Source organism: Streptomyces sp. NBC_01268, assembly GCF_036240795.1.
Classification (GTDB): domain Bacteria; phylum Actinomycetota; class Actinomycetes; order Streptomycetales; family Streptomycetaceae; genus Streptomyces.
In genome coordinates, this window is record NZ_CP108454.1 from 2503543 (window position 1) to 2521723 (window position 18181).

Here is an 18181-nt window from a genome sequence, read left to right on the forward strand (position 1 = left end):
GTGGTGGGCCGGAGCCGGTGGATCGGTCGAAGGGCGCCTTCAACCCACCAGACGTGCGTCTCCCCCGGAGGTTGCGACCCGCCCCGGAATTCTTCCGCCGGGACCTGGGGCGGCCCCGGGTCCGGGGGCGCCCAGGTCCCGGGTCCGGGCGGCCTAGGCGCCGGCCGGGGCCCCGACGTCCCGGCCGTGGGCCGTGCTCCAGGCGGACATCGCGAGGTTCCACTGGGGGCCGGTGAGTTCGGTGAGGGAGGCGGGGAAGAGGCCGTCCTCCTCCTTGGCGATGTGCGCGTGGAGTTCGTCGACGGCCTCGGCGAAGGCGGTGCGCTGCTCCGGGTCGTCCAGGTCCAGGGCGGAGAGGAAGGCGGCGAGCTCGCGGTGCTCCCGTTCGAGCGCGTCGACGTAGCCCGCGTACTCCTCGTTCTCGCTCATGACGCGGAAGAGACCCGCCTCCTCGCCCGCCCAGTGTGCGCGCAGCAGCACCGCCATCTCGGCGGCGAGCGCGGCGGCGCGGGTGCGGTCCCCGGCCGCCAGGGCCCGGACGGCGTCCCCGCCGAGGTCGGTGACGGCCTCGTGCTCGGCGATGAACTCCTTGATCAGGGGAATGTCGCGGCACCCGCAGTAGTGGCACATGCCCCGGATCGTCACATCAGGGGTTCCGCTTCTCCGCTGCGACGCGCCAGGGGCGGCAGAGCAGCAGGAAGCAGGCGACGGCGGCGACGGCGCAGCAGACCTGGACGACCGCCATGGGGACGGCGGTGGTCTCGCCGGCGATGCCGACGAGCGGCGAGGCGACGGCTCCGATGAGGAAGGAGGAGGTGCCGAGCAGGGCGGAGGCGGAGCCGGCCGCGTGCGGGGTGCGCATGAGGGCCTGGGCCTGGGTGTTGGGCAGGGCGAGGCCCATCGCCGACATCAGCACGAAGAGGCCGGCGGCCACGGCCGCGAGACCGGGCTCGCCGAAGACGCCGGTGGTCATGAGGAGCAGGGCGACGGAGGCGAGCAGGATGATGCCGAGGCCCCAGCCGAGCACCTTGTCGAGGCTGACGCGGCCGACGAGTAGCCGCCCGTTGATCTGGCCCACGGCGACGAGGCCGACGGAGTTGAGCCCGAAGAGCAGGCTGAAGGTCTGCGGGGAGGCCCCGTAGATCTCCTGGACGACGAAGGGCGAGGCGGAGATGTAGGCGAAGAGGACGGCGAAGGCGAGCCCGCCGGTCAGCATGTAGCCGGCGAAGACGCGGTCGGCGAGCAGCCCGCGCATGGTGCGCAGGGCCTCGCCGACGCCGCCCGCGTGGCGCCGCTCGGGCGGCAGGCTCTCGTGGAGGAAGCGCCAGACGACCAGGGTGAGGACGACTCCGACGCCGGTGAGGACGTAGAAGACGCCCCGCCAGTCGGTGATCCGCAGGATCTGGCCGCCGATGAGCGGGGCGACGACCGGCGCGACCCCGGAGATCAGCATCAGGGTGGAGAAGAAGCGGGCCATCTCGACGCCGTCGTACAGGTCGCGGACGACGGCGCGGGCGATCACGATGCCGGCCGCGCCCGCGAGGCCCTGGAGCAGCCGGAAGCCGATGAGGAGGCCGGCGGAGGGGGCGAGGGCGCAGACGGCGGTCGCCAGGACGTAGACGATCATGCCGATGAGCAGCGGCCGGCGTCGGCCCCACTTGTCGCTCATGGGGCCGACGACGAGCTGACCGAGCGCCATGCCGGCGAGGCAGGCGGTCAGGGTGAGCTGGACGGTGGCGGCGGGTGCGCGGAGCACCTCGGTGACCTCCGGCAGGGCCGGCAGGTACATGTCCATGGAGAGCGGCGGGAGGGCGGTGAGACCGCCCAGCACGAGGGTCACGAGCAGCCCCGCCCTACGGGCGGTGGCGGCCGGTGCGTCGGCTATGTGGGCTTTGGTGGTGGTCCGGCCGCTCTCCGGCATTGCTGCTCCGTTTCGTTGAATCCTTCCTTATGTTAGGCGGGGGTGAGCCCGGGGTCGCCCGCCTCGGTGACGAAGGACGCGGCGGTGGTGACCGGGGCGCCGGGGACCGTCACGGCGGAGACGGTACGGAAGTCGGCCCGCGCGCTGTCCTGCCCGAGCGCGACGGTCACGTAGCCGCGCCGCCCGTCGTAGAACTTCAGGTGGGGGTTGGCCCGCGTCAGGTTGCCGTAGTTGGAGGGCCGCTCGCTGCCGTCCTTCCCGCTGCTGATGGACGTGGTGACGATCTCGGTCCCGAGGGTCCGGGAGCCGGGGTCGCGGAAGTCGGCCTTGATGTCGAGGCCGTACGCGACGTGCACGTCGCCGGTGAGCACCATCAGGTTCTCGACCCCGGCCGCCTGCGCCCCGGCGAGGACGCGCTGCCGGGAGGCGGGGTAGCCGTCCCAGGAGTCCATGGACAGCTTGTACGCGTCGGTGGGGACGCTGCGGCGCTCGGCGAGGACGACCTGCTGCGGGACGACGTTCCAGCGGGCGCGCGAGTCGCGCCAGCCGTCGATCAGCCAGCGCTCCTGGGCGGCGCCGGTCAGCGTGCGCGCGGGGTCCTCGGACTCGGGTCCCGGGACCTGCCAGCCGTCGCCGTACGCCTGGTCCGAGCGGTACTGGCGGGTGTCGAGGATGTCGAACTGGGCGAGCCGCCCGAAGCGCAGCCGCCGGTACAGCCGCATGTCCGGGCCCTGGGGCCGCTGGGGGCGGCGCAGCGGCTGGTTCTCCCAGTAGGCGCGGTAGGCGGCGGCGCGGCGGATCAGGAACTCCTCCGGCGGCACGTCGTTCTCGGGGGTGTCGCCCGCGTAGTTGTTCTCGGTCTCGTGGTCGTCCCAGGTGACGACGAAGGGGTGGGCGGCGTGCGCGGCGATCAGGTCCGGGTCGGACTTGTAGAGCGCGTAGCGCAGCCGGTAGTCGTCGAGGGTCAGCGTCTCCTTGGCGAAGACGCCCGGAAGGACCCGGTCCTGGTAGGCGCGGGCACCGCCGGCGCCGTTCACGGCGTACTCGTAGAGGTAGTCGCCGAGGTGGAAGACGACGTCGAGGTCCTCGTCGGCGAGGTGGCGGTAGGCCGTGAAGTAGCCGTCGTGGTAGGCCTGGCAGGAGACGGCGGCCAGCTTCAGACGGGTGTTGTGCGCACCGGGAGCGGGCGCGGTGCGGGTCCGGCCGACCGGGCTGGTCCAGGACCCGACGCGGAAGCGGTAGAAGTAGACCCGCCCGGGCCCGAGGTCCGGGACCTCGACGTGGACGGTGTGGTCGAACTCGGGATGCGCGATCGCGCTTCCCCGCCGGACCCCGCGCCGGAACAGCTCGTCGTGGGCGAGCTCCCACCGGACGGTGACCCGGCTGCCGGCGGGCAGGCCGCCGCCCGTCTCGTACGGGCGGGGGGCGAGCCGCGTCCACAGCAGCGCGGACCCGGGCAGCGGGTCTCCGGACGCCACCCCCAGGGTGAACGGGTCGTCGGAGATGCGGCGCGGGTCGAGCTCCGCGGCGGCGGCCGTGCCCGCGGCGGGCAGGTTCACGGCGAAGGCGAGCGCGGCGGCGGCACCCGTGACGGTGAGGAACCGGCGCCTCCCGAAGTCCCGTGCGGCGGCGCGAAGTTCCTCGGAACGTACCTGACTGGTGGTCATGTTCCCCTCCCCTGAAGGATGCTGTCCGTCCGGTATTGCAAGGGGGCGGGACGACCTCACGTTGTCGGGTACAGAACATCCACGTGTCGGACGGATGAGTTCATGGGGCACGGGTCTGCCGTACGCTGCGCGCCCATGAGCATCGCAGTGGTGACGGGAGCGGGGTCGGGCATCGGCCGGAGCGTGGCGCGGGCCCTGGCGGAGGCCGGCTGGCAGGTGGCCCTGGCCGGCCGCCGCCTGGCCCCCCTGGAGGAGACCGCAGCCCCCTTCCCCGCCTCGGACGTGCTGTGCGTCCCCACCGACGTGACCTCCCCCGAGCAGGTCGCGGCCCTCTTCGAGGCGGTACGGGACCGGTTCGGCCGGGTCGACCTGCTCTTCAACAACGCGGGTACGTTCGCGGGCGGCGGCGTCCCCGTGGAGGACCTGGACCACGCGACCTGGCGCTCGGTGGTGGACGTCAACCTGACGGGGGCGTTCCTCTGCGCGCAGGCCGCCTTCCGCACGATGAAGGACCAGGCGCCGCAGGGCGGCCGGATCATCAACAACGGCTCCATCTCGGCGCACGTGCCGCGCCCGCACTCCATCGCGTACACGGCGACGAAGCACGCGATGACGGGCCTGACGAAGTCCCTGTCGCTGGACGGGCGCCCGTACCGGATCGCCTGCGGCCAGCTCGACATCGGCAACGCGGCGACGGAGATGACGGCCCGCATGCAGACCGGCATCCTCCAGGCCAACGGCGAACTGGCGGCGGAACCGGTGATGGACGCGGCGGACGTGGCGGCGACGGTGGTGCACATGGCGGCTCTGCCGCTGGAGGCGAACGTGCAGTTCGCGACGGTGATGGCGACGGCGATGCCGTACATCGGGCGGGGCTGAGCCCCGCCCGGGGAGCGCTGCCGGGCGGGCCCGGTCAGGCCTGACCGGTCTCGAACCGCGACACCTTCCCCCCGTCGACGGTGAACCGCCAGGCGGTCCGCATGGCCCCCCAGGTCTCGTTGCTGTAGGTGGCGACGAGGGCCCGCCCGCCGTCCGCCTCCGACTCGACCTCCATGCGCCCCGAGGAGGAGAAGATCTCCCGCTCGGTCCAGTCGGCCACGTCCCGGTCCGACCCGTCGTCGGACATGGTCACACCGGGCGCGAGGACCTCGGAGAAGGCCTGCCGGTCGTTGGCGTTGAGCGCGGCGACGAAGGCCCGCACGGTGGGATCGCTGAGCTGGTCCACGGAAAGGGTCATGCACCACCCGTACACCGGGGGAGGCCGCGGCCGGGGGTCCCACACCGGGAGGGGCCCCCTCACGGACCAGCGAGGGCCTTGAGGGGCAGACGAGTCGGGCTGTACGCCGGGTTCTGTGCTCGGACCACGAGTGTGATGCCGCATCACATGGCTGGTTTCTGTGAGTTCCGTACCGCAGGGATCGGGCAGAATCGGTGAGCTTCACACCAGTGCCGGAACCGGCCGTGCAAGCCGCCCCATGGTGCGGCCGCCGGCTCGTCAGGCGAGCGAGGACAAAGGGAAGACCATGCTGGCGGGGTTGGGCCTGGGAGCTGTTGAGTCGGAGTTCTACCGCCTCTTTCTGACGCGGCTGACGTCGACCGCAGAGTGTGTCGGTGACTCGGTGGGCCTCTCCGCGCAGGAGGCCTGCCTTGTCGCAGAGCGGCTCTTGTCGCTGGGCTTGCTCGCCGGGACCGCAGGGGGAGAGCTGCGTGCCGTCCATCCGGTCCTGGCCTGTCATCCCCTGTTGGAACGCGCCGAACTGCGCCTGGCACGTCAGCAGAAGGAACTCGAGCTGAGCCGTGCGGCGGTCGATGAGCTGGCCTCCGAGATCGGCTCGGAGAGGGCCTCCTCCCTTGCCGAGGCGCAGGTGCACCGTGGAGCCGCCGCGGCCTGGTCGTTTCTGGAGCAGATCGCGGCCACGGCGTCGACGTCGGTGCAGTGCATGGCCGCCGCCGGTGCCGCCCCGGGAGTAGGGGAGACCTCCGACTACACGGCGATCGGCGAGCTCGCGGCCTTCACCGCCCGGCGGGGCACCCCCGTGCAGCTCCTGCTCCTGGAGAGCATCGACATCCTGCCCAGCCTGGTGGACGGCGCCCACACGATGGCAGCGGCCGGTGTCGAGATCCGCACCGTGCCCACGCTCCCCGTCTGGGTGTTCATCGTCGACGACGAGTACGTCGCCACCGCTCTGGACCCCGCCGACAACCAGGCAGGGATCATGGTCGTCCGAACACCGGGGGCGGTCGCGGCCGCTGCCGACCTCTTCGTCCGTCACTGGCGCGGAGCCGCACCGCTTGCCGCTCCCGATCACCAGACCCCCCGCGACCTGATGCAGAAGCATCGCGATCTCATCGCGCTGCTCGCCGACGAGGTGAAGGACGAGGCCATCGCGCGGCGCCTCGGCGTATCGCCGTCGACCGCACGACGCCGCATCAAGGACCTCTGCCGCGAGTTCGAGGTGAGCACCCGCACTCAACTGGTGGTCAGGGCATGCCGGATGGGCCTGCTCGACTGATCCCGGCGGTGGGGCGATGCGGATGGGTCCGGCGCCCCGATCCCCTCTTGATGATCTTGGTCACCTGTGCTCACGCCAGAGCTCGCCACGCCAACCTGCACGGAGACACCCCAAGGCCTCCTACGGTGGTGACAGATCGCAGGCCGCAGCGCCTGAACGCGCAGCGACGTTCCTCATCGCGGTCATCCCACCACCACCGAAGGGTCGCTCATGCCTGCCCGCATGCCCGCAAAGCCCACGAGGACCTCTGCATTCCGCCTCGACGCGGTCCTGGTATCCCTCTCCCTCGCCCTGCTCCCCGCCTCCCTGGCAATCCCGCAGGCCCACGCCGCAGGACGAGGACAGGTGTGCTTCTTCCTCGACACCGACGGCGCGGGCGGCGCCGGACACGCCGGCTGGGCCGTCAAGGACACCGCCCGCGCCGACCACTACATCTGGGGAACCTTCCAAGGGCCGACCACGCAGCAGCCCCTCGCCATGGGCGCTCGCATCGCAGGCGGAACCTGGCGGGAGCTGACTGCGAAAGGCAGCATCCTCGCCCCCTCGAAGTACGAGTTCTACCGATGCCAGACAACCGCGAGCGGCAGCATCGCCCCCGCACAGCGCACCTACCGAGCTCTGGCCCGCACGAGCTACGACCTCCTCACGAACAACTGTCTGACGGGCGCCGGCGAGATCTTCCGGGCCTACAGCCCCGCCATGAGCACACGGCACCTTCCTGACGGCCTGGGAGGCCGCCCCAACGGAGGCGGTCTGAGCCCGACGTACTACATCAAGACCCGCCTCACCTCACATGCCGGCGGCTGGGGCCCGGTCAACCGGTACTGATCACGGCGCACCGCACCGAGGCACTCCGTTTCCCGCTGATGTGTCCTTCGCACACCTGACTCTCCACGGAGGCATGAAGTCATGCGAAAAACCCTCCTGGTCCTCGGCCTGGCCCTGGTAGCCGCCTTCGGAGTCGGCTATCTGGCCCTCCGCGACAACCAGCCACCACGCCCACCGGACAGCGGCAAGCCTCCGGGCGCCCCCTCACTGCCGTACAAGCCGGGTGGACCCCTGCCCGCCCAAGCGGCCGACGTCGCCCAGGACCTGGCCTCCGGCGATGCCGCCACCCAGCGGGCGGCACTCACCCCGGAACTGGATCACGCTCTGGAGGCCGGCCGCCTTCTCCCCGAGGGAACCCGCATCGACCTGAGCGAGGACAGCTGGCACGAGGCCAACGGCTACGCCAACGCACAGGCCACCCTGACGAAACCAGGGAAACCCGCACAGCACGTCCTCATCGGGTTCGCCAAGCGGAGTACCGGATGGCGCATCACCGTAGTGGAGGTCCTGAAGTGACGGGCCATTCGATCCGGAAGCGCGTTGTCGCCCTCTGTTCCACCCTGCTGACCCTCCTCGGCCTCACTACGGTGCTTTCCGGGACCGCAGCGGCGGCCCCCGGCCCCTGTTCCGCGGGCGGCAAGGTCGTACAGGTCGAGCCTCGCGGGCCGGTGGCGAACAGTACGCCCGTCCTCTTCGTCCACGGCATCAACGCCGGAGCCGACACCTGGAACCAGCCCGAGGGGGTGTACCCGGCCGACAAGGCGCAGAAGGCAGGCGAGGCATACCGGCCGGGGAAGGGATCCTTTCCCGCGAGAGTCGCCCACCTGGCCCGGGTCACGGCGTGGACCTACGACTACCACGCGGCCCAGCCCGAATGGGTCACGGACCGTCGCATCGGTCCGGCGCTCGCGGACGCCGTCAACTGCCTGGCCCGAGCGACCGGCCACAAGGTCGTGGTCGTCGGCCACTCCATGGGCGGCCTCGCCACCCAGTACGCAGCCTCACGCTCCGACGGCCGGTCCGACGGCAAGACGTGGCAGAACATCGCCGAGGTCATCACCATCGGCACGCCGACGATCGGCTCCCCACTCGTCACCGCCCTCCAAACGGGCACGGACCTGCTCAGCATCTCCCGTGACCCCGTACTCATGACGCTCAACGCCGTCCTCAGTTTCTGTGCGGGATACGACCTCACGCACGAAGACGACATCTGCGATGCATTCACAGCCCTCAAATCTCCCCAGGGCCGTGCGCTGAGGTACCGCTCGGCCGAAATCGCCAAACTGCCGCCCTGGCCCAAGGAACTGCCCGTCCGGGCGATCGCGGGCGACATCAGGTTCACCCTGCCCCGGGGGCCTTTCGACGTCTCCCCGCCGCCCGAAGTGGGAATCGGGGACATCGCCGTCACCCGCGACTCCGCCACCGCGTACGCGAACATGACCGGCGAGCCGCACGTCCTCACCTGCCGCCCGAGCGGCTGGAAGGTTCTCGAGAGCGGCTGCAACCACATCAACATCAAGACCGATCCCGCCGTCATGGAGACGGTGATCAAGCAGATCGAACGCATCCGGGGCACACAGCCCGTCAAGCCCGTCCCCACGAACCCGTGCCCCACCCGCGCGGAACTGAAGACGGCAGTCACCCGCACCTTGCAAGCCCCCTCCGAAGTCCACCTCGGAGACAGCAAGTGCTACCCCGGCTGGTCGGCCGTCATCTGGGGAGACACTCCCGCCACCGACTCCGTGATCATCACGGTCTTCACCCGTACGGCCGGCCGGCTCAAACTGGCCACCCACCTCGTCCCGGTCATGGAGGACGACCACGACCCGGACTGGGTCCGTGACTGCGGCCGGCTCCGAGGCATGAAACCCCCCGCCCGGCTGGTCGAGTTCACCGGCTGCCCGGCCACAGCCCAACAACCGACCACGACCACCATCGACGGCGCCGCGGCCCTGGGACTCATCCGGCGGCACCACTTCAGCACCACTGTCACCGCAGAGGAGATCACCCGCATGGCCGGCCCGCTGCGCGCCGTTCAAGCCGCCTGCGTCGGCAGCGCCAACGGCAACTGCGTCAGCGTGTTCTTCTTCCACGGCAACAGGTACGTGGGCCAGGCGACCGGATCCGGGCAGCTCCGCCTCACCTCGCAGAACGGCACGGAAGCCACGCTGACCCGTCCGATCTTCAAGGACACCGATCCCACCTGCTGCCCCTCAGGAGGAACCGAGACGCATCGCGTCCGATGGGGAGGCAGCGCTGTTGTGGCCGGCCCGTCCCTTCCCCACTTCGAACCGGCAGACGAACCGCTGTAGGTCCTCTCCGTTGCCCGGCTGGGCCCGGGAAACGACGAGTGCGCAACCCACGACGGCTACGGCGGTCCACATTCAAGACGAGAAGGAGAACTCTCATGGCCCGATGCACGTCATGCCCTGACAGGAAGGGCGAGTGCCGAAAGTGCAAGGGCACCGGCAAGGTCGACGGCTTCCCCTTCCCGCGAGACTGCGACACATGCGGAGGGGACGGCGTCTGCAGCTCGTGCAACGGCGACGGGTACACCTTCGGCTGGTAACCCACTGAGCGGGTCCTGGCGGAGAAGAGGGGCGGGTCGGCAAGCCCCTCAAAGATCGAAAAGGGCATCCGACGCAGGTCAGACGCCCTTTTCGAGGAAAAGCCCCAGGTAGGGGCAGACGAGTCGGGCTGTACGCCGGGTTCTGTACCCCGGGACCTCGCGGTCGTCGGGGTGACGGCCATCCATCTAGGACCGGCGTTGCCGCCGGTCTCGTGCGGTCTACCCGCGGACTCGGGCGGGCAGCCCTCGATCGTCCGCGCAGGAACACCGGGGTGTTCCCTTTTGACCTTGCTCCTGGTGGGGTTTACCGAGCCGCCTGAGTCACCTCAGGCGCTGGTGGTCTCTTACACCACCGTTTCACCCTTACCGAGGACCGAGGTCCCCGGCGGTCTGTTTTCTGTGGCACTGTCCCGCGGGTCACCCCGGGTGGCCGTTAGCCACCACCTTGCCCTGTGGAGCCCGGACGTTCCTCGGGAAGACCCGAAGGTCTCCACGCGGCCGCCCGCCCGGCTCGTCTGCCGTGCCGACCATGCTACCTGCCGATTCACACGAAGTCGGCCGTCTCCACGTCGAAGCCGAAGGGCTCGGGGAGGGCGAGGGACTTGCCGAACGGGACCCGGTGCTGCTCGCGGTAGTCCCCGCGGTCCCGTCCGGCGGCGGCGTCACGACGATCTCCCCTTCGATCAGCTCCGCCCGGAAGCCCTCCGGCGTCTCCAGCGCCAGAACGCCCTCCGGCAGGATCTCCTCCTGCGTGAGTGGCGCGTGCGGCATGGCAGTCATGTCGTGACCGTCGGACATCCGGGCACCCGCCGTCCCTGTGATCGGGGTCGTTCCCTCGACCGTGGCACATGATCCGTGCCGTGCCCCGGAGGACGCTTGACCTTGTCGCAGCGTCAGGGTTTCTACTGGGGGCATGGGCAAAGGGATGCGGATCGGCGAGATCGCCGCGCTCGTCGGGGTCACCCCTCGGGCCGTGCGGCACTACCACCACCTCGGGCTGCTGCCCGAGCCCGAGCGGCGGGCCAACGGGTACCGGGAGTACGGGGTGCGGGACGCCGTGCTGCTCGCGCGGATCCGGCGGCTGACCGAGCTGGGGGTCGGGCTCGACGAGGTGCGGGACGTGCTCGCCGACGACGCCGGGCGGGAGCTGGTGGAGGTCCTTGAGGAGCTCGACGGGGATCTGGCGCGGCAGGAGCGGGTGATCCGGGAGCGGCGGGCGCGGCTCGGGGAGCTGCTCGGGCAGGCGCGGGAGGGGCGACTGGCGGCGGAGGGGCCGGTGTCGGCGGAGCTGGCGGCGCTCTTCGCGGAGCTGGGCGAGGCGCCCGGACCGGCCGCGTCGCCGATGGCCGCGAAGGACCGGGAGCTGCTGACCCTGCTCGACACCGTGGTGCCGGCGGAGGAGCGGGCCCTGCTGATGGAGCGGATGCGGGCGGCGTCCGGGCACGCGCCCGAGCTGTACGCGCGCCTCGACGCCCTCGTGGACGCGGCGCCCGACGACCCCCGGGTCGCGGAGGCCGCCGCGCTGCTCGCCGCCTGTCTGCCGGACGAGGCCGTCGCGGAGCCGCCCGGGAGCGGGCTCGCCGACGTCTTCTTCGACGACCTCGCCCCGGCGCAGGCCGCCGTCGTACGGCAGGCGCTGCGGCTGGCGTACGAGCGGACCGCGCGATGAGGTACCTCGCTTACGCGCTGCTGCCCGCCGAGTTCGTGCTCGTCGTCTGCCTCGTCGCGGGCGTACGGATACCCGGGGCGGTCCTCGTCGGTGCCGAGGCGGCCGTGGCGCTGCTGGTCGGCGTCGAGGCCTTCGCCTACCTGCGGCTGCGGCGGCGCGGGCTCTCGCGGCGGGCCGCGCTGAGCCGGCTCGTGCCGGAGCCGGTGCTGCGGCTGGCCGGGCACGAGCTGCGGCTGATGGCGAGCCTGGCACGCTGGGTCGTCCGCCGGCCGCACGGCGTCGGGCCGGGCGCCACGGCGTTCCCGCACGCGCGGGACCAGGCGGCCCTCATGTACGGCTTCGCGTTCGTCTGCGTCGTGGAGACCGTCGGCATGTCGTACCTGCTGGCCCCGTGGCCGGTGGTGCACGCCGTCGTCCTCGTCCTCGACGTGTACACCGTGCTGTTCGTGCTCGGCCTGCACGCCGCCTCCGCGACCCGGCCGCACCTGCTCACCGAGGACGCGCTGCGGGTGCGGCAGGCCGCCCACGTCGACGTGCGCATCCCGCTGGAGCGGATCGCCGCCGTCCGCCACGAGTCGCTGTTCTCGCACGAGAAGGCGGAGGGCGAGCTGAACCTGGCCGTCGGTTCGCAGACCTCCCTCACGGTCGAGCTCACCGGGCCGGTGGCCGCGCCCCGGCTGCTCGGGCCGCCCCGGCCGGTGCACACCGTCCGCCTCCACGCGGACGACGCGCGGGCGCTCGTACGCGCGCTGCGGGAGGCGCGCGGGACGCTCGGGGGCCGGGGCGGCGACGCCGCTACGCCGGCGCGAACAGGACCTTCGCCCGTCCCGGATCCGCCTGCGTCAGCCTGACCCGCAGGGGGTCGCCGAGCGGCAGCGGCGCCCCGTCGGCCTCGACCCGGCCGATCACGGCCGGGTCCGGCAGGTGGACGGTGCCGACGTCCGGTTCGTGCTCCTGGACGTCGATGACGACCGAGTCGAAGGTCTCGCCGATCCGGTGGCTCATCAGGGCGGCCTCGACGATGTCGACGCTCTCCCGCTCGGCCTTGTTGGCCAGCTTCGTCCCCTTCGCCATGTCCTGCGGCAGGGTGTCGAGCGCGCTCAGCACCCACTCGGGCGGAGCCGTGCCCGCGGACGCGGCGAGGCTCAGTTCGCCGGTGTAGCGGTCGATGAGCCGCCGCAGCGGGGCCGTGCAGTGGGTGTACTCGTCGGCGACGGCCGCGTGCACCGACGGGGTGGGGACGTGCCCGCCGGTGAAGGGCGTGTAGTCGGAGCCGCGCAGCAGGCTGGTGGCGTCCTGGAGGAAGGCGGCGTGCCGGCCGTTGCCCGGGTCGAGGGAGCGGATCAGCTCCGCGTACGAGACGTGGTGCGGCCACTCGATCCCGAGGGCCTTGGCGGAGAGCCGCAGCTTGGCGACGGCCCCGTCGGGGGCGGGCGGCAGGGTGCGCAGCACACCGGTGCCCGCCGCGATCATCAGGTCGGCGGCGACCATTCCGGTGAGCAGGGAGATCTGGGCGTTCCAGCCGTCGACGGGCAGCGGGACCCGGTAGTCGAGCGTGTAGACGCCGGCGGTCTCGGAGACCTCCTGTTCGGGCACGTTGAGGGAGACGCCGCCGCGTTCGATCTCCAGCCGCTCCCGGAGGGGGCCGACGGCCGCGAGGAGGGCGAGCGGCTCCTCGGCGGTGCCGGCGTCGATCTGGGCCTGGGCGCCCGCGTAGTCCAGCTTGGTGACGCTGCGGACGAGGGCCCGGCGCACGTCGACGGCGACCTGGCGCCCCTCGGCGTCGAGGTCGATGCGCCAGAGCAGGGCGGGGGCGGTGTTGCCCGGCAGGAGGCTGGCCGCGCCCTCGGAGAGCACGGGCGGGTGCAGCGGCACCTTGCCGTCGGGGAGGTAGAGCGTGGTGGCCCGCCGGTGCGCCTCCGCGTCGAGGGCGCCGCCCGGGGCGACGAACGCGGCGACGTCGGCGATCGCGTAGTGGACGCGGTAGCCGCCCTCGGGGCGCCGGGCCAGGTGCATGGCCTGGTCCAGGTCCCGGGAGGTCGGCGGGTCGATGGTGAAGAAGGGGATGTCGGTGGCGTCGTACGCGGGCAGGTGCGGCGCCTTCGCCGCGGCCTCCGCCTCGGCGAGGACGGCCGGCGGGAAGGACTCGGGGATGGCCAGCTGGGTACGGAGCGCGCGCAGGGCGGCCGACAGCGGAGCGTCCGCTGCGGCGGTCACGTGAAGGTGTCGGCGGGGCATGGACCGAGCGTAGGACGGGGGGCGGGGGGCGGCACCTCGTCGCGGGCGGCGGCCCGGGCCCCCCGCCACCTCGTACGCTGGGTCACCGGGGCCGCACCCCCACGCCCGTACGTACGAAGGAGAACCGCCGTGCTCGTCCTGTTGCCGCCCTCCGAAGGCAAGGCCTCCTCGGGGCGCGGGGCGCCGCTCAAGCCGGAGTCGCTGTCGCTGCCGGGGCTCGCGCAGGCGCGGGCCGCGGTCCTCGACGAGCTGGTCGAGCTGTGCGCCGCCGACGAGGAGAAGGCGCGCGAGGTGCTCGGCCTGAGCGAGGGCCTGCGCGGTGAGGTCGCGAAGAACACGGAGCTGCGGACGGCCGGCGCGCGTCCCGCCGGGGAGATCTACACCGGGGTCCTGTACGACGCGCTGGGCCTGTCGACGCTGGACACGGCGGCCCGGAAGCGGGCGGACCGCTCGCTGCTGGTGTTCTCCGGGCTGTGGGGCGCCGTACGGGTGAGCGACCGGATCCCGTCGTACCGCTGCTCGATGGGAGTGAAGCTGCCGGCTCTCGGCGCGCTCGGGGCGCACTGGCGCGGGGCGATGGCCGCGGTCCTGCCGGAGGAGGCCGGGGACGGTCCGGTCCTGGACCTGCGCTCGTCGGCGTACGCGTCGGCGTGGAAGCCGAAGGGCGACCTGGCCGCGCGTACGGCGACGGTGCGCGTGCTGCACGCGCCGACCCGGAAGGTGGTCAGCCACTTCAACAAGGCGACGAAGGGGCGCATCGTGCGGAGCCTCCTGGAGTCGGGCGCGGCGCCGGCCGGCCGGGAGGAACTGACGGAGGCGCTGCGGGACCTGGGGTACGTGGTGGAGGAGGGCGGCAAGGCGGGAGCGCTGGACGTGCTGGTGGACGAGATCCACTAGCCCCACCCGGCCGCCGTTGCAACATACGCAACGCTCGTTGCACACCCCGTTCCGCACCGCCAGGATGGGGCCATGACGAGCGTGCTTGACCTTGCCTCCGCCTCCCCCGTCGTCCCGGTCGTCGTGATCGAGGACGCCGCCGACGCCGTACCGCTGGCCCGCGCCCTGGTGGCCGGCGGCCTGCCCGCGATCGAGGTGACCCTGCGCACCCCGGCGGCCCTCGACGCCCTCCGGGCGATCGCGGCGGAGGTACCGGAGGCGGTCGTCGGCGCGGGCACGGTCGTCTCGCCCGTCGACGTGGCGGACGCGGTCGGCGCGGGGGCCCGCTTCCTGGTGAGCCCCGGCTGGACGGACGCCCTCCTGGAGGCGATGCGCGCCTCGGGCGTGGCGTTCCTCCCCGGCGTCTCGACCGCCTCGGAGGTCGTGGCGCTGCTCGAACGCGGGGTGACGGACATGAAGTTCTTCCCCGCGGAGGCGGCGGGCGGCGTGCCGTACCTGAAGTCCCTCGCGGGGCCCCTCCCCCGGGCCCGCTTCTGCCCGACGGGCGGCATCTCCCGCAGCTCCGCCCCGGGTTACCTGGCCCTCCCGAACGTGGCGTGCGTCGGCGGCACCTGGATGCTCCCGGCGGACGCGCTCGCGGCCCGCGACTGGGGGCGCGTCGAGGCGCTCGCGCGGGAGGCCTCGGGACTGGCGGGCGGCTGACCCGGCAGTCGGGTCAGCCGGGCCGCGGCCTCCGGCGGGCTCCGGGTGCCGGCTACCTCAGGTGCGAGGTGTCGTTGAGGAGGCGGACCGACGCGTTGCCGTCCGCGTAGTAGGCCACCGCCGAGATCGAGGCCGCCGAGAGCTCCATGCGGAACAGGGACTCGGGCGGGGCGCCGAGGGCGAGTCGCACCAGGGTCTTGATGGGGGTCACGTGGGTGACCGCCAGGACCGTGCGGCCCGCGTAGGCGGCCGTCAGGCGGTCGCGGGTGGCGGCTACCCGGCGGGCGACGGTCGCGAAGCTCTCGCCGCCGCCGGTCGGGGCGGCCTTCGGGGAGGCGAGCCAGGCGTCGAGGTCGTCCCTGTACCGCTCGCGGACCTCGCCGAAGGTGAGGCCCTCCCAGGCGCCGAAGTCGGTCTCGCGCAGCCCGTTCTCGATCCGGACGTCCAGGCCGAGGCGGGTGGCGACGGCCTCGGCGGTCTGGCGGCAGCGGGTGAGCGGGGAGCTGACGATCTCCTGGATCGTGCCGCGCGCGGCGAGCGCGGCGGCCACGGCCTCGGCCTGGCGGCGGCCGGCCGCGGACAGCTCGGGGTCGCCCCCGCCGCTGCCGGAGAAGCGCTTCTCGGGGGTGAGGGCCGTCTCGCCGTGCCGGAGGAGCACGAACGTCGCCGGGGCGCCCATGTCCGGGCCCGACCAGCCCGGCGAGGCGGCGGGCGCGGCCCGCGTGTGCGCCGCGTCCGCGGCCTCCGCCTCGAAGTCGCCCGTCGCCGTCTCGCGGTCAGCGGCGACGGTCCGGTCCGCCGCCGCGGCGGTGCTCAGGGAGGCGCGGGCCTGGGACGCCACGGCCTCGTCGGGGGCGAAGAGGCCGTCGTCGGAGGCGGAGACGGAAGCGGAGGCGGAGGCGGAAGCGGAGGCGGCAGGCGTGGCGGGCGGGCGCCCGGCCGCGGTCGTGGTCGCGGTCGGCTTGCCGCCGGCCAGGGCGGCCCGCGCCCTGGCCGCGCCGGCCGTCGGGTCGCCCGCCGCCTTGCGGGCGGCGGCCAGGTCGGCCGTCAGGTCCAGGGCCGCGGTCGACGCGGCGGGGCTCCACTGCTCGCCCCGGCGCCCGGCGTCCATCGCCTCGTTGGCCAGCCGGTCCGCGTGCTTGTTGCGCTCGCGCGGGATCCACTCGTAGCGGACCCGGCCCGGCGGGAAGACGCGGGCGGCCTCGGCCGCCAGCGGCTTCATGTCGGGGTGCTTGATCTTCCAGCGGCCGGACATCTGCTCGACGACCAGCTTGGAGTCCATGCGGACATGGACGGTGCAGTCCGGGAACAGCTCCCTGGCGGCGGCCAGACCGGCCACCAGGCCCTTGTACTCGGCGACGTTGTTCGTCGCGACGCCGATGAACTCGGCCCGCTCCGCCAGGGTCTCCCCCGTCGCCGGGTCCAGGACCACCGCCCCGTAGCCGGCGGGTCCCGGGTTGCCCCGGGAGCCCCCGTCGGCCTCGACGATCAGCTCCCTCGACGGTGTCATTACAGACCGGACTCCGACGTACGGACCAGGATCCGGCGGCAGTTCTCGCAGCGCAGCACGGTGTCGGTGGCGGCCGCGCGGACCTCGTTGACCTCGGTGATGTTCAGCTCGATGTGGCAGCCCTCGCACTTGCGCTGGTACAGCCGGGCCGCGCCGACGCCGCCCTGCTGCTCGCGCAGCTTCTCGTAGAGCTTCATCAGGTCGGCCGGGACGGAGCCCGCCACGAGCTCGCGCTCCTTGGTGACCGAGGCGGTCTCGGCGTCCAGCTCGGCCTGCGCGCGGTCGCGGCGGCCGGTCGCGTCGTCGGTCTTGGCCTGCACGGCGGCGACCCTCTCGGTCAGCTCGGCGACGCGCTCCTGGGCGGACTCGCGGCGCTCCATGACCTCCAGGACGATCTCCTCGAGGTCGCCCTGGCGCTTGGCGAGCGAGGTGATCTCGCGCTGCAGGCTCTCCAGGTCCTTCGGGGAGGACACGGCACCGGAGTCGAGCCGCTGCTGGTCGCGGGCGGCGCGCTGGCGCACCTGGTCGACGTCCTGCTCCGCCTTGGTCTGCTCGCGGGCGCAGTCGCTCTCCTCGGTCTGCGCGGCGACGTGCAGGTCGCGGAGCTGGGTGAGGTCCTTGTTCAGCGACTCGATCTCGGCGTGCTCCGGCAGCGACCGGCGCTTGTGCGCGATCTGCTGGAGGCGCACGTCCAGGGCCTGGACGTCGAGGAGTCGGATCTGGTCGGCGGGCGCGGCGTTCAGTTGGGGGCTCCAGGAGAGGTGGGTGCGGAAGGGGCGCTCGGAGCGCTCCCGGGGAGGGCGGCGGCCGGGTCGACGTGGGCCGACCAGGGGTCGGTGACCGTCTGGGAGACGTGGACGCGCAGGTCCCAGCCGTGGCGGTCGGAGATCGTGTCGAGCTGGGCGGCGGCCTGCTCGCACCAGGGCCATTCGGTGGCCCAGTGGGCGGCGTCGACCAGGCCGAGCGGGGAGTGCTGGGTCGCCTCGGAGACGGGGTGGTGGCGCAGGTCCGCGGTGAGGAAGGCGTCCACGCCCGCGGCCCGTACGGCGTCGAAGAGGCTGTCGCCGGAGCCGCCGCTGACGGCGACCCGGCGCAGCTCCATGTCGGGGTCGCCGGCGAGGCGGATGCCCTGCGCGGTGGCGGGCAGCCGCTTCGCGGCGCGGGCGGCGAACTCGGCGAGGGTCTCGGGGTGGTCCAGCTCGCAGATCCGGCCGAGGTTGCTCTCGGGGACGAGCGGTCCGGTGACCCGGAGGTCGAGGGCGCCGGCGAGGGCGTCGGAGACGCCGGGGTCGGCGGTGTCGGCGTTGGTGTGGGCCACGTGGAGGGCGATGTCGTGCTTGATCAGGGTGTGCACGACCCGGCCCTTGAAGTGGGAGGCCGCGACGGTCGTCGTCCCGCGCAGGTAGAGCGGGTGGTGGGTGACGATCAGGTCGGCGCCGAGCGCGATGGCCTCGGCGGCGATCTCCTGTACGGGATCGACGGCGAAGAGCACGCGGGAGACCTCGGCGTCGGGGTCGCCGCAGACGGTGCCGACGGCGTCCCACTGCTCGGCCCGCTCGGGCGGCCAGAGGGCGTCGAGCTCGGCGATGACTTCAGACAGACGGGGCACGAGGGAAAGGCTACCTGCCCTGCATGCCCCGCCGTCCTGGCCTGTGGACAACCTGCTC

17 protein-coding genes, 1 other RNA gene and 1 pseudogene are annotated in these 18181 nt (G+C 72.8%); 9 read left to right on the top strand and 10 right to left on the bottom strand.

Annotated features, from left to right (window positions below; genetic code table 11):
• Positions 1–153: 153 nt before the first annotated feature.
• The 3 genes from OG309_RS10980 to OG309_RS10990 are packed head-to-tail and all read right to left on the bottom strand — an operon-like array spanning position 154 to position 3588.
• The gene (locus OG309_RS10980) at positions 154–630 is read right to left on the bottom strand and encodes a hemerythrin domain-containing protein (protein ID WP_329420138.1); all 477 of its coding nucleotides are present in this window, start codon (positions 628–630) and stop codon (positions 154–156) included.
• A 16-nt stretch (positions 631–646) separates the two neighbouring features.
• Positions 647–1921 carry a Bcr/CflA family multidrug efflux MFS transporter gene (locus OG309_RS10985; protein WP_329420140.1) on the bottom strand — a complete coding sequence of 425 codons (1275 nt, stop codon included), beginning with the start codon at positions 1919–1921 and terminating at the stop codon, positions 647–649.
• Positions 1922–1953: 32 nt separating this feature from the next.
• Positions 1954–3588 (bottom strand): alkaline phosphatase D family protein, encoded by a 1635-nt coding sequence (locus OG309_RS10990; protein WP_329420142.1) that lies wholly within the window; start codon positions 3586–3588, stop codon positions 1954–1956.
• 102 nt (positions 3589–3690) lie between these two features.
• Between OG309_RS10990 and OG309_RS10995 the strand changes: the two genes are divergently transcribed.
• Positions 3691–4467, top strand: a complete 777-nt coding sequence (locus tag OG309_RS10995) for an SDR family oxidoreductase (RefSeq protein WP_329420144.1) — start codon at positions 3691–3693, stop codon at positions 4465–4467.
• Between the two features lie 34 nt (positions 4468–4501).
• Here the strand turns inward: OG309_RS10995 and OG309_RS11000 are convergent, their stop codons facing one another.
• Positions 4502–4825: a nuclear transport factor 2 family protein gene (locus tag OG309_RS11000; RefSeq protein ID WP_329420145.1), complete on the bottom strand. Its 324-nt coding sequence runs from the start codon at positions 4823–4825 to the stop codon at positions 4502–4504.
• Positions 4826–5063: 238 nt separating this feature from the next.
• Between OG309_RS11000 and OG309_RS11005 the strand changes: the two genes are divergently transcribed.
• The 4 genes from OG309_RS11005 (at position 5064) to OG309_RS11020 (ending at position 9241) form a co-directional block, all read left to right on the top strand.
• Positions 5064–6101 (top strand): hypothetical protein, encoded by a 1038-nt coding sequence (locus tag OG309_RS11005; protein WP_329420147.1) that lies wholly within the window; start codon positions 5064–5066, stop codon positions 6099–6101.
• Positions 6102–6323: 222 nt separating this feature from the next.
• Positions 6324–6929, top strand: a complete 606-nt coding sequence (locus OG309_RS11010) for a hypothetical protein (RefSeq protein ID WP_329420149.1) — start codon at positions 6324–6326, stop codon at positions 6927–6929.
• 81 nt (positions 6930–7010) lie between these two features.
• Positions 7011–7445, top strand: coding sequence for a hypothetical protein (locus tag OG309_RS11015; RefSeq protein ID WP_329420150.1), 435 nt, complete (start codon positions 7011–7013; stop codon positions 7443–7445).
• A gap of 152 nt (positions 7446–7597) precedes the next feature.
• Positions 7598–9241 (top strand): alpha/beta fold hydrolase, encoded by a 1644-nt coding sequence (locus tag OG309_RS11020; protein WP_329420152.1) that lies wholly within the window; start codon positions 7598–7600, stop codon positions 9239–9241.
• A 372-nt stretch (positions 9242–9613) separates the two neighbouring features.
• On the opposite strand, the gene rnpB is transcribed toward OG309_RS11020, so the two are convergent.
• Positions 9614–10012, bottom strand: an RNA gene (rnpB, locus tag OG309_RS11025) — RNase P RNA component class A.
• A gap of 131 nt (positions 10013–10143) precedes the next feature.
• A pseudogene (locus OG309_RS11030) lies at positions 10144–10278 on the bottom strand (Uma2 family endonuclease); the annotation flags it as partial.
• Positions 10279–10423: 145 nt separating this feature from the next.
• On the opposite strand from OG309_RS11030, the gene OG309_RS11035 reads away from it, so the two are divergent.
• A complete protein-coding gene (locus tag OG309_RS11035; protein WP_329428260.1) occupies positions 10424–11167 on the top strand; it encodes a MerR family transcriptional regulator in 744 nt (247 codons plus the stop codon).
• Complete coding sequence (locus OG309_RS11040; protein ID WP_329420153.1) at positions 11164–12018, top strand: hypothetical protein; 855 nt, start codon at positions 11164–11166, stop codon at positions 12016–12018. The genes OG309_RS11035 and OG309_RS11040 overlap by 4 nt, the downstream gene beginning before the upstream one ends.
• On the opposite strand, the gene OG309_RS11045 is transcribed toward OG309_RS11040, so the two are convergent.
• Positions 11963–13405 (bottom strand): RNB domain-containing ribonuclease, encoded by a 1443-nt coding sequence (locus OG309_RS11045; protein WP_329420155.1) that lies wholly within the window; start codon positions 13403–13405, stop codon positions 11963–11965. The genes OG309_RS11040 and OG309_RS11045 overlap by 56 nt on opposite strands.
• A 129-nt stretch (positions 13406–13534) precedes the next feature.
• Here OG309_RS11045 and yaaA point away from each other — a divergent pair, with 129 nt between their 5' ends.
• Positions 13535–14302: a peroxide stress protein YaaA gene (gene yaaA, locus OG309_RS11050; RefSeq protein ID WP_329420156.1), complete on the top strand. Its 768-nt coding sequence runs from the start codon at positions 13535–13537 to the stop codon at positions 14300–14302.
• Between the two features lie 72 nt (positions 14303–14374).
• Positions 14375–15004: a bifunctional 4-hydroxy-2-oxoglutarate aldolase/2-dehydro-3-deoxy-phosphogluconate aldolase gene (gene eda / locus OG309_RS11055; protein WP_329420157.1), complete on the top strand. Its 630-nt coding sequence runs from the start codon at positions 14375–14377 to the stop codon at positions 15002–15004.
• Positions 15005–15056: 52 nt separating this feature from the next.
• Here eda and OG309_RS11060 read toward each other — a convergent pair whose 3' ends face one another.
• The 3 genes from OG309_RS11060 to OG309_RS11070 are packed head-to-tail and all read right to left on the bottom strand — an operon-like array spanning position 15057 to position 18123.
• Positions 15057–16514, bottom strand: a complete 1458-nt coding sequence (locus tag OG309_RS11060) for a bifunctional RNase H/acid phosphatase (RefSeq protein WP_329420158.1) — start codon at positions 16512–16514, stop codon at positions 15057–15059.
• Positions 16514–17257, bottom strand: a complete 744-nt coding sequence (locus tag OG309_RS11065; RefSeq protein ID WP_329428261.1) for a zinc ribbon domain-containing protein — start codon at positions 17255–17257, stop codon at positions 16514–16516. Before OG309_RS11065 ends, OG309_RS11060 begins: the two co-directional genes overlap by 1 nt.
• On the bottom strand, positions 17254–18123 hold the full coding sequence (locus OG309_RS11070) for a Nif3-like dinuclear metal center hexameric protein (RefSeq protein ID WP_329420159.1): 870 nt from the start codon (positions 18121–18123) through the stop codon (positions 17254–17256). Before OG309_RS11070 ends, OG309_RS11065 begins: the two co-directional genes overlap by 4 nt.
• Positions 18124–18181: the final 58 nt, after the last annotated feature.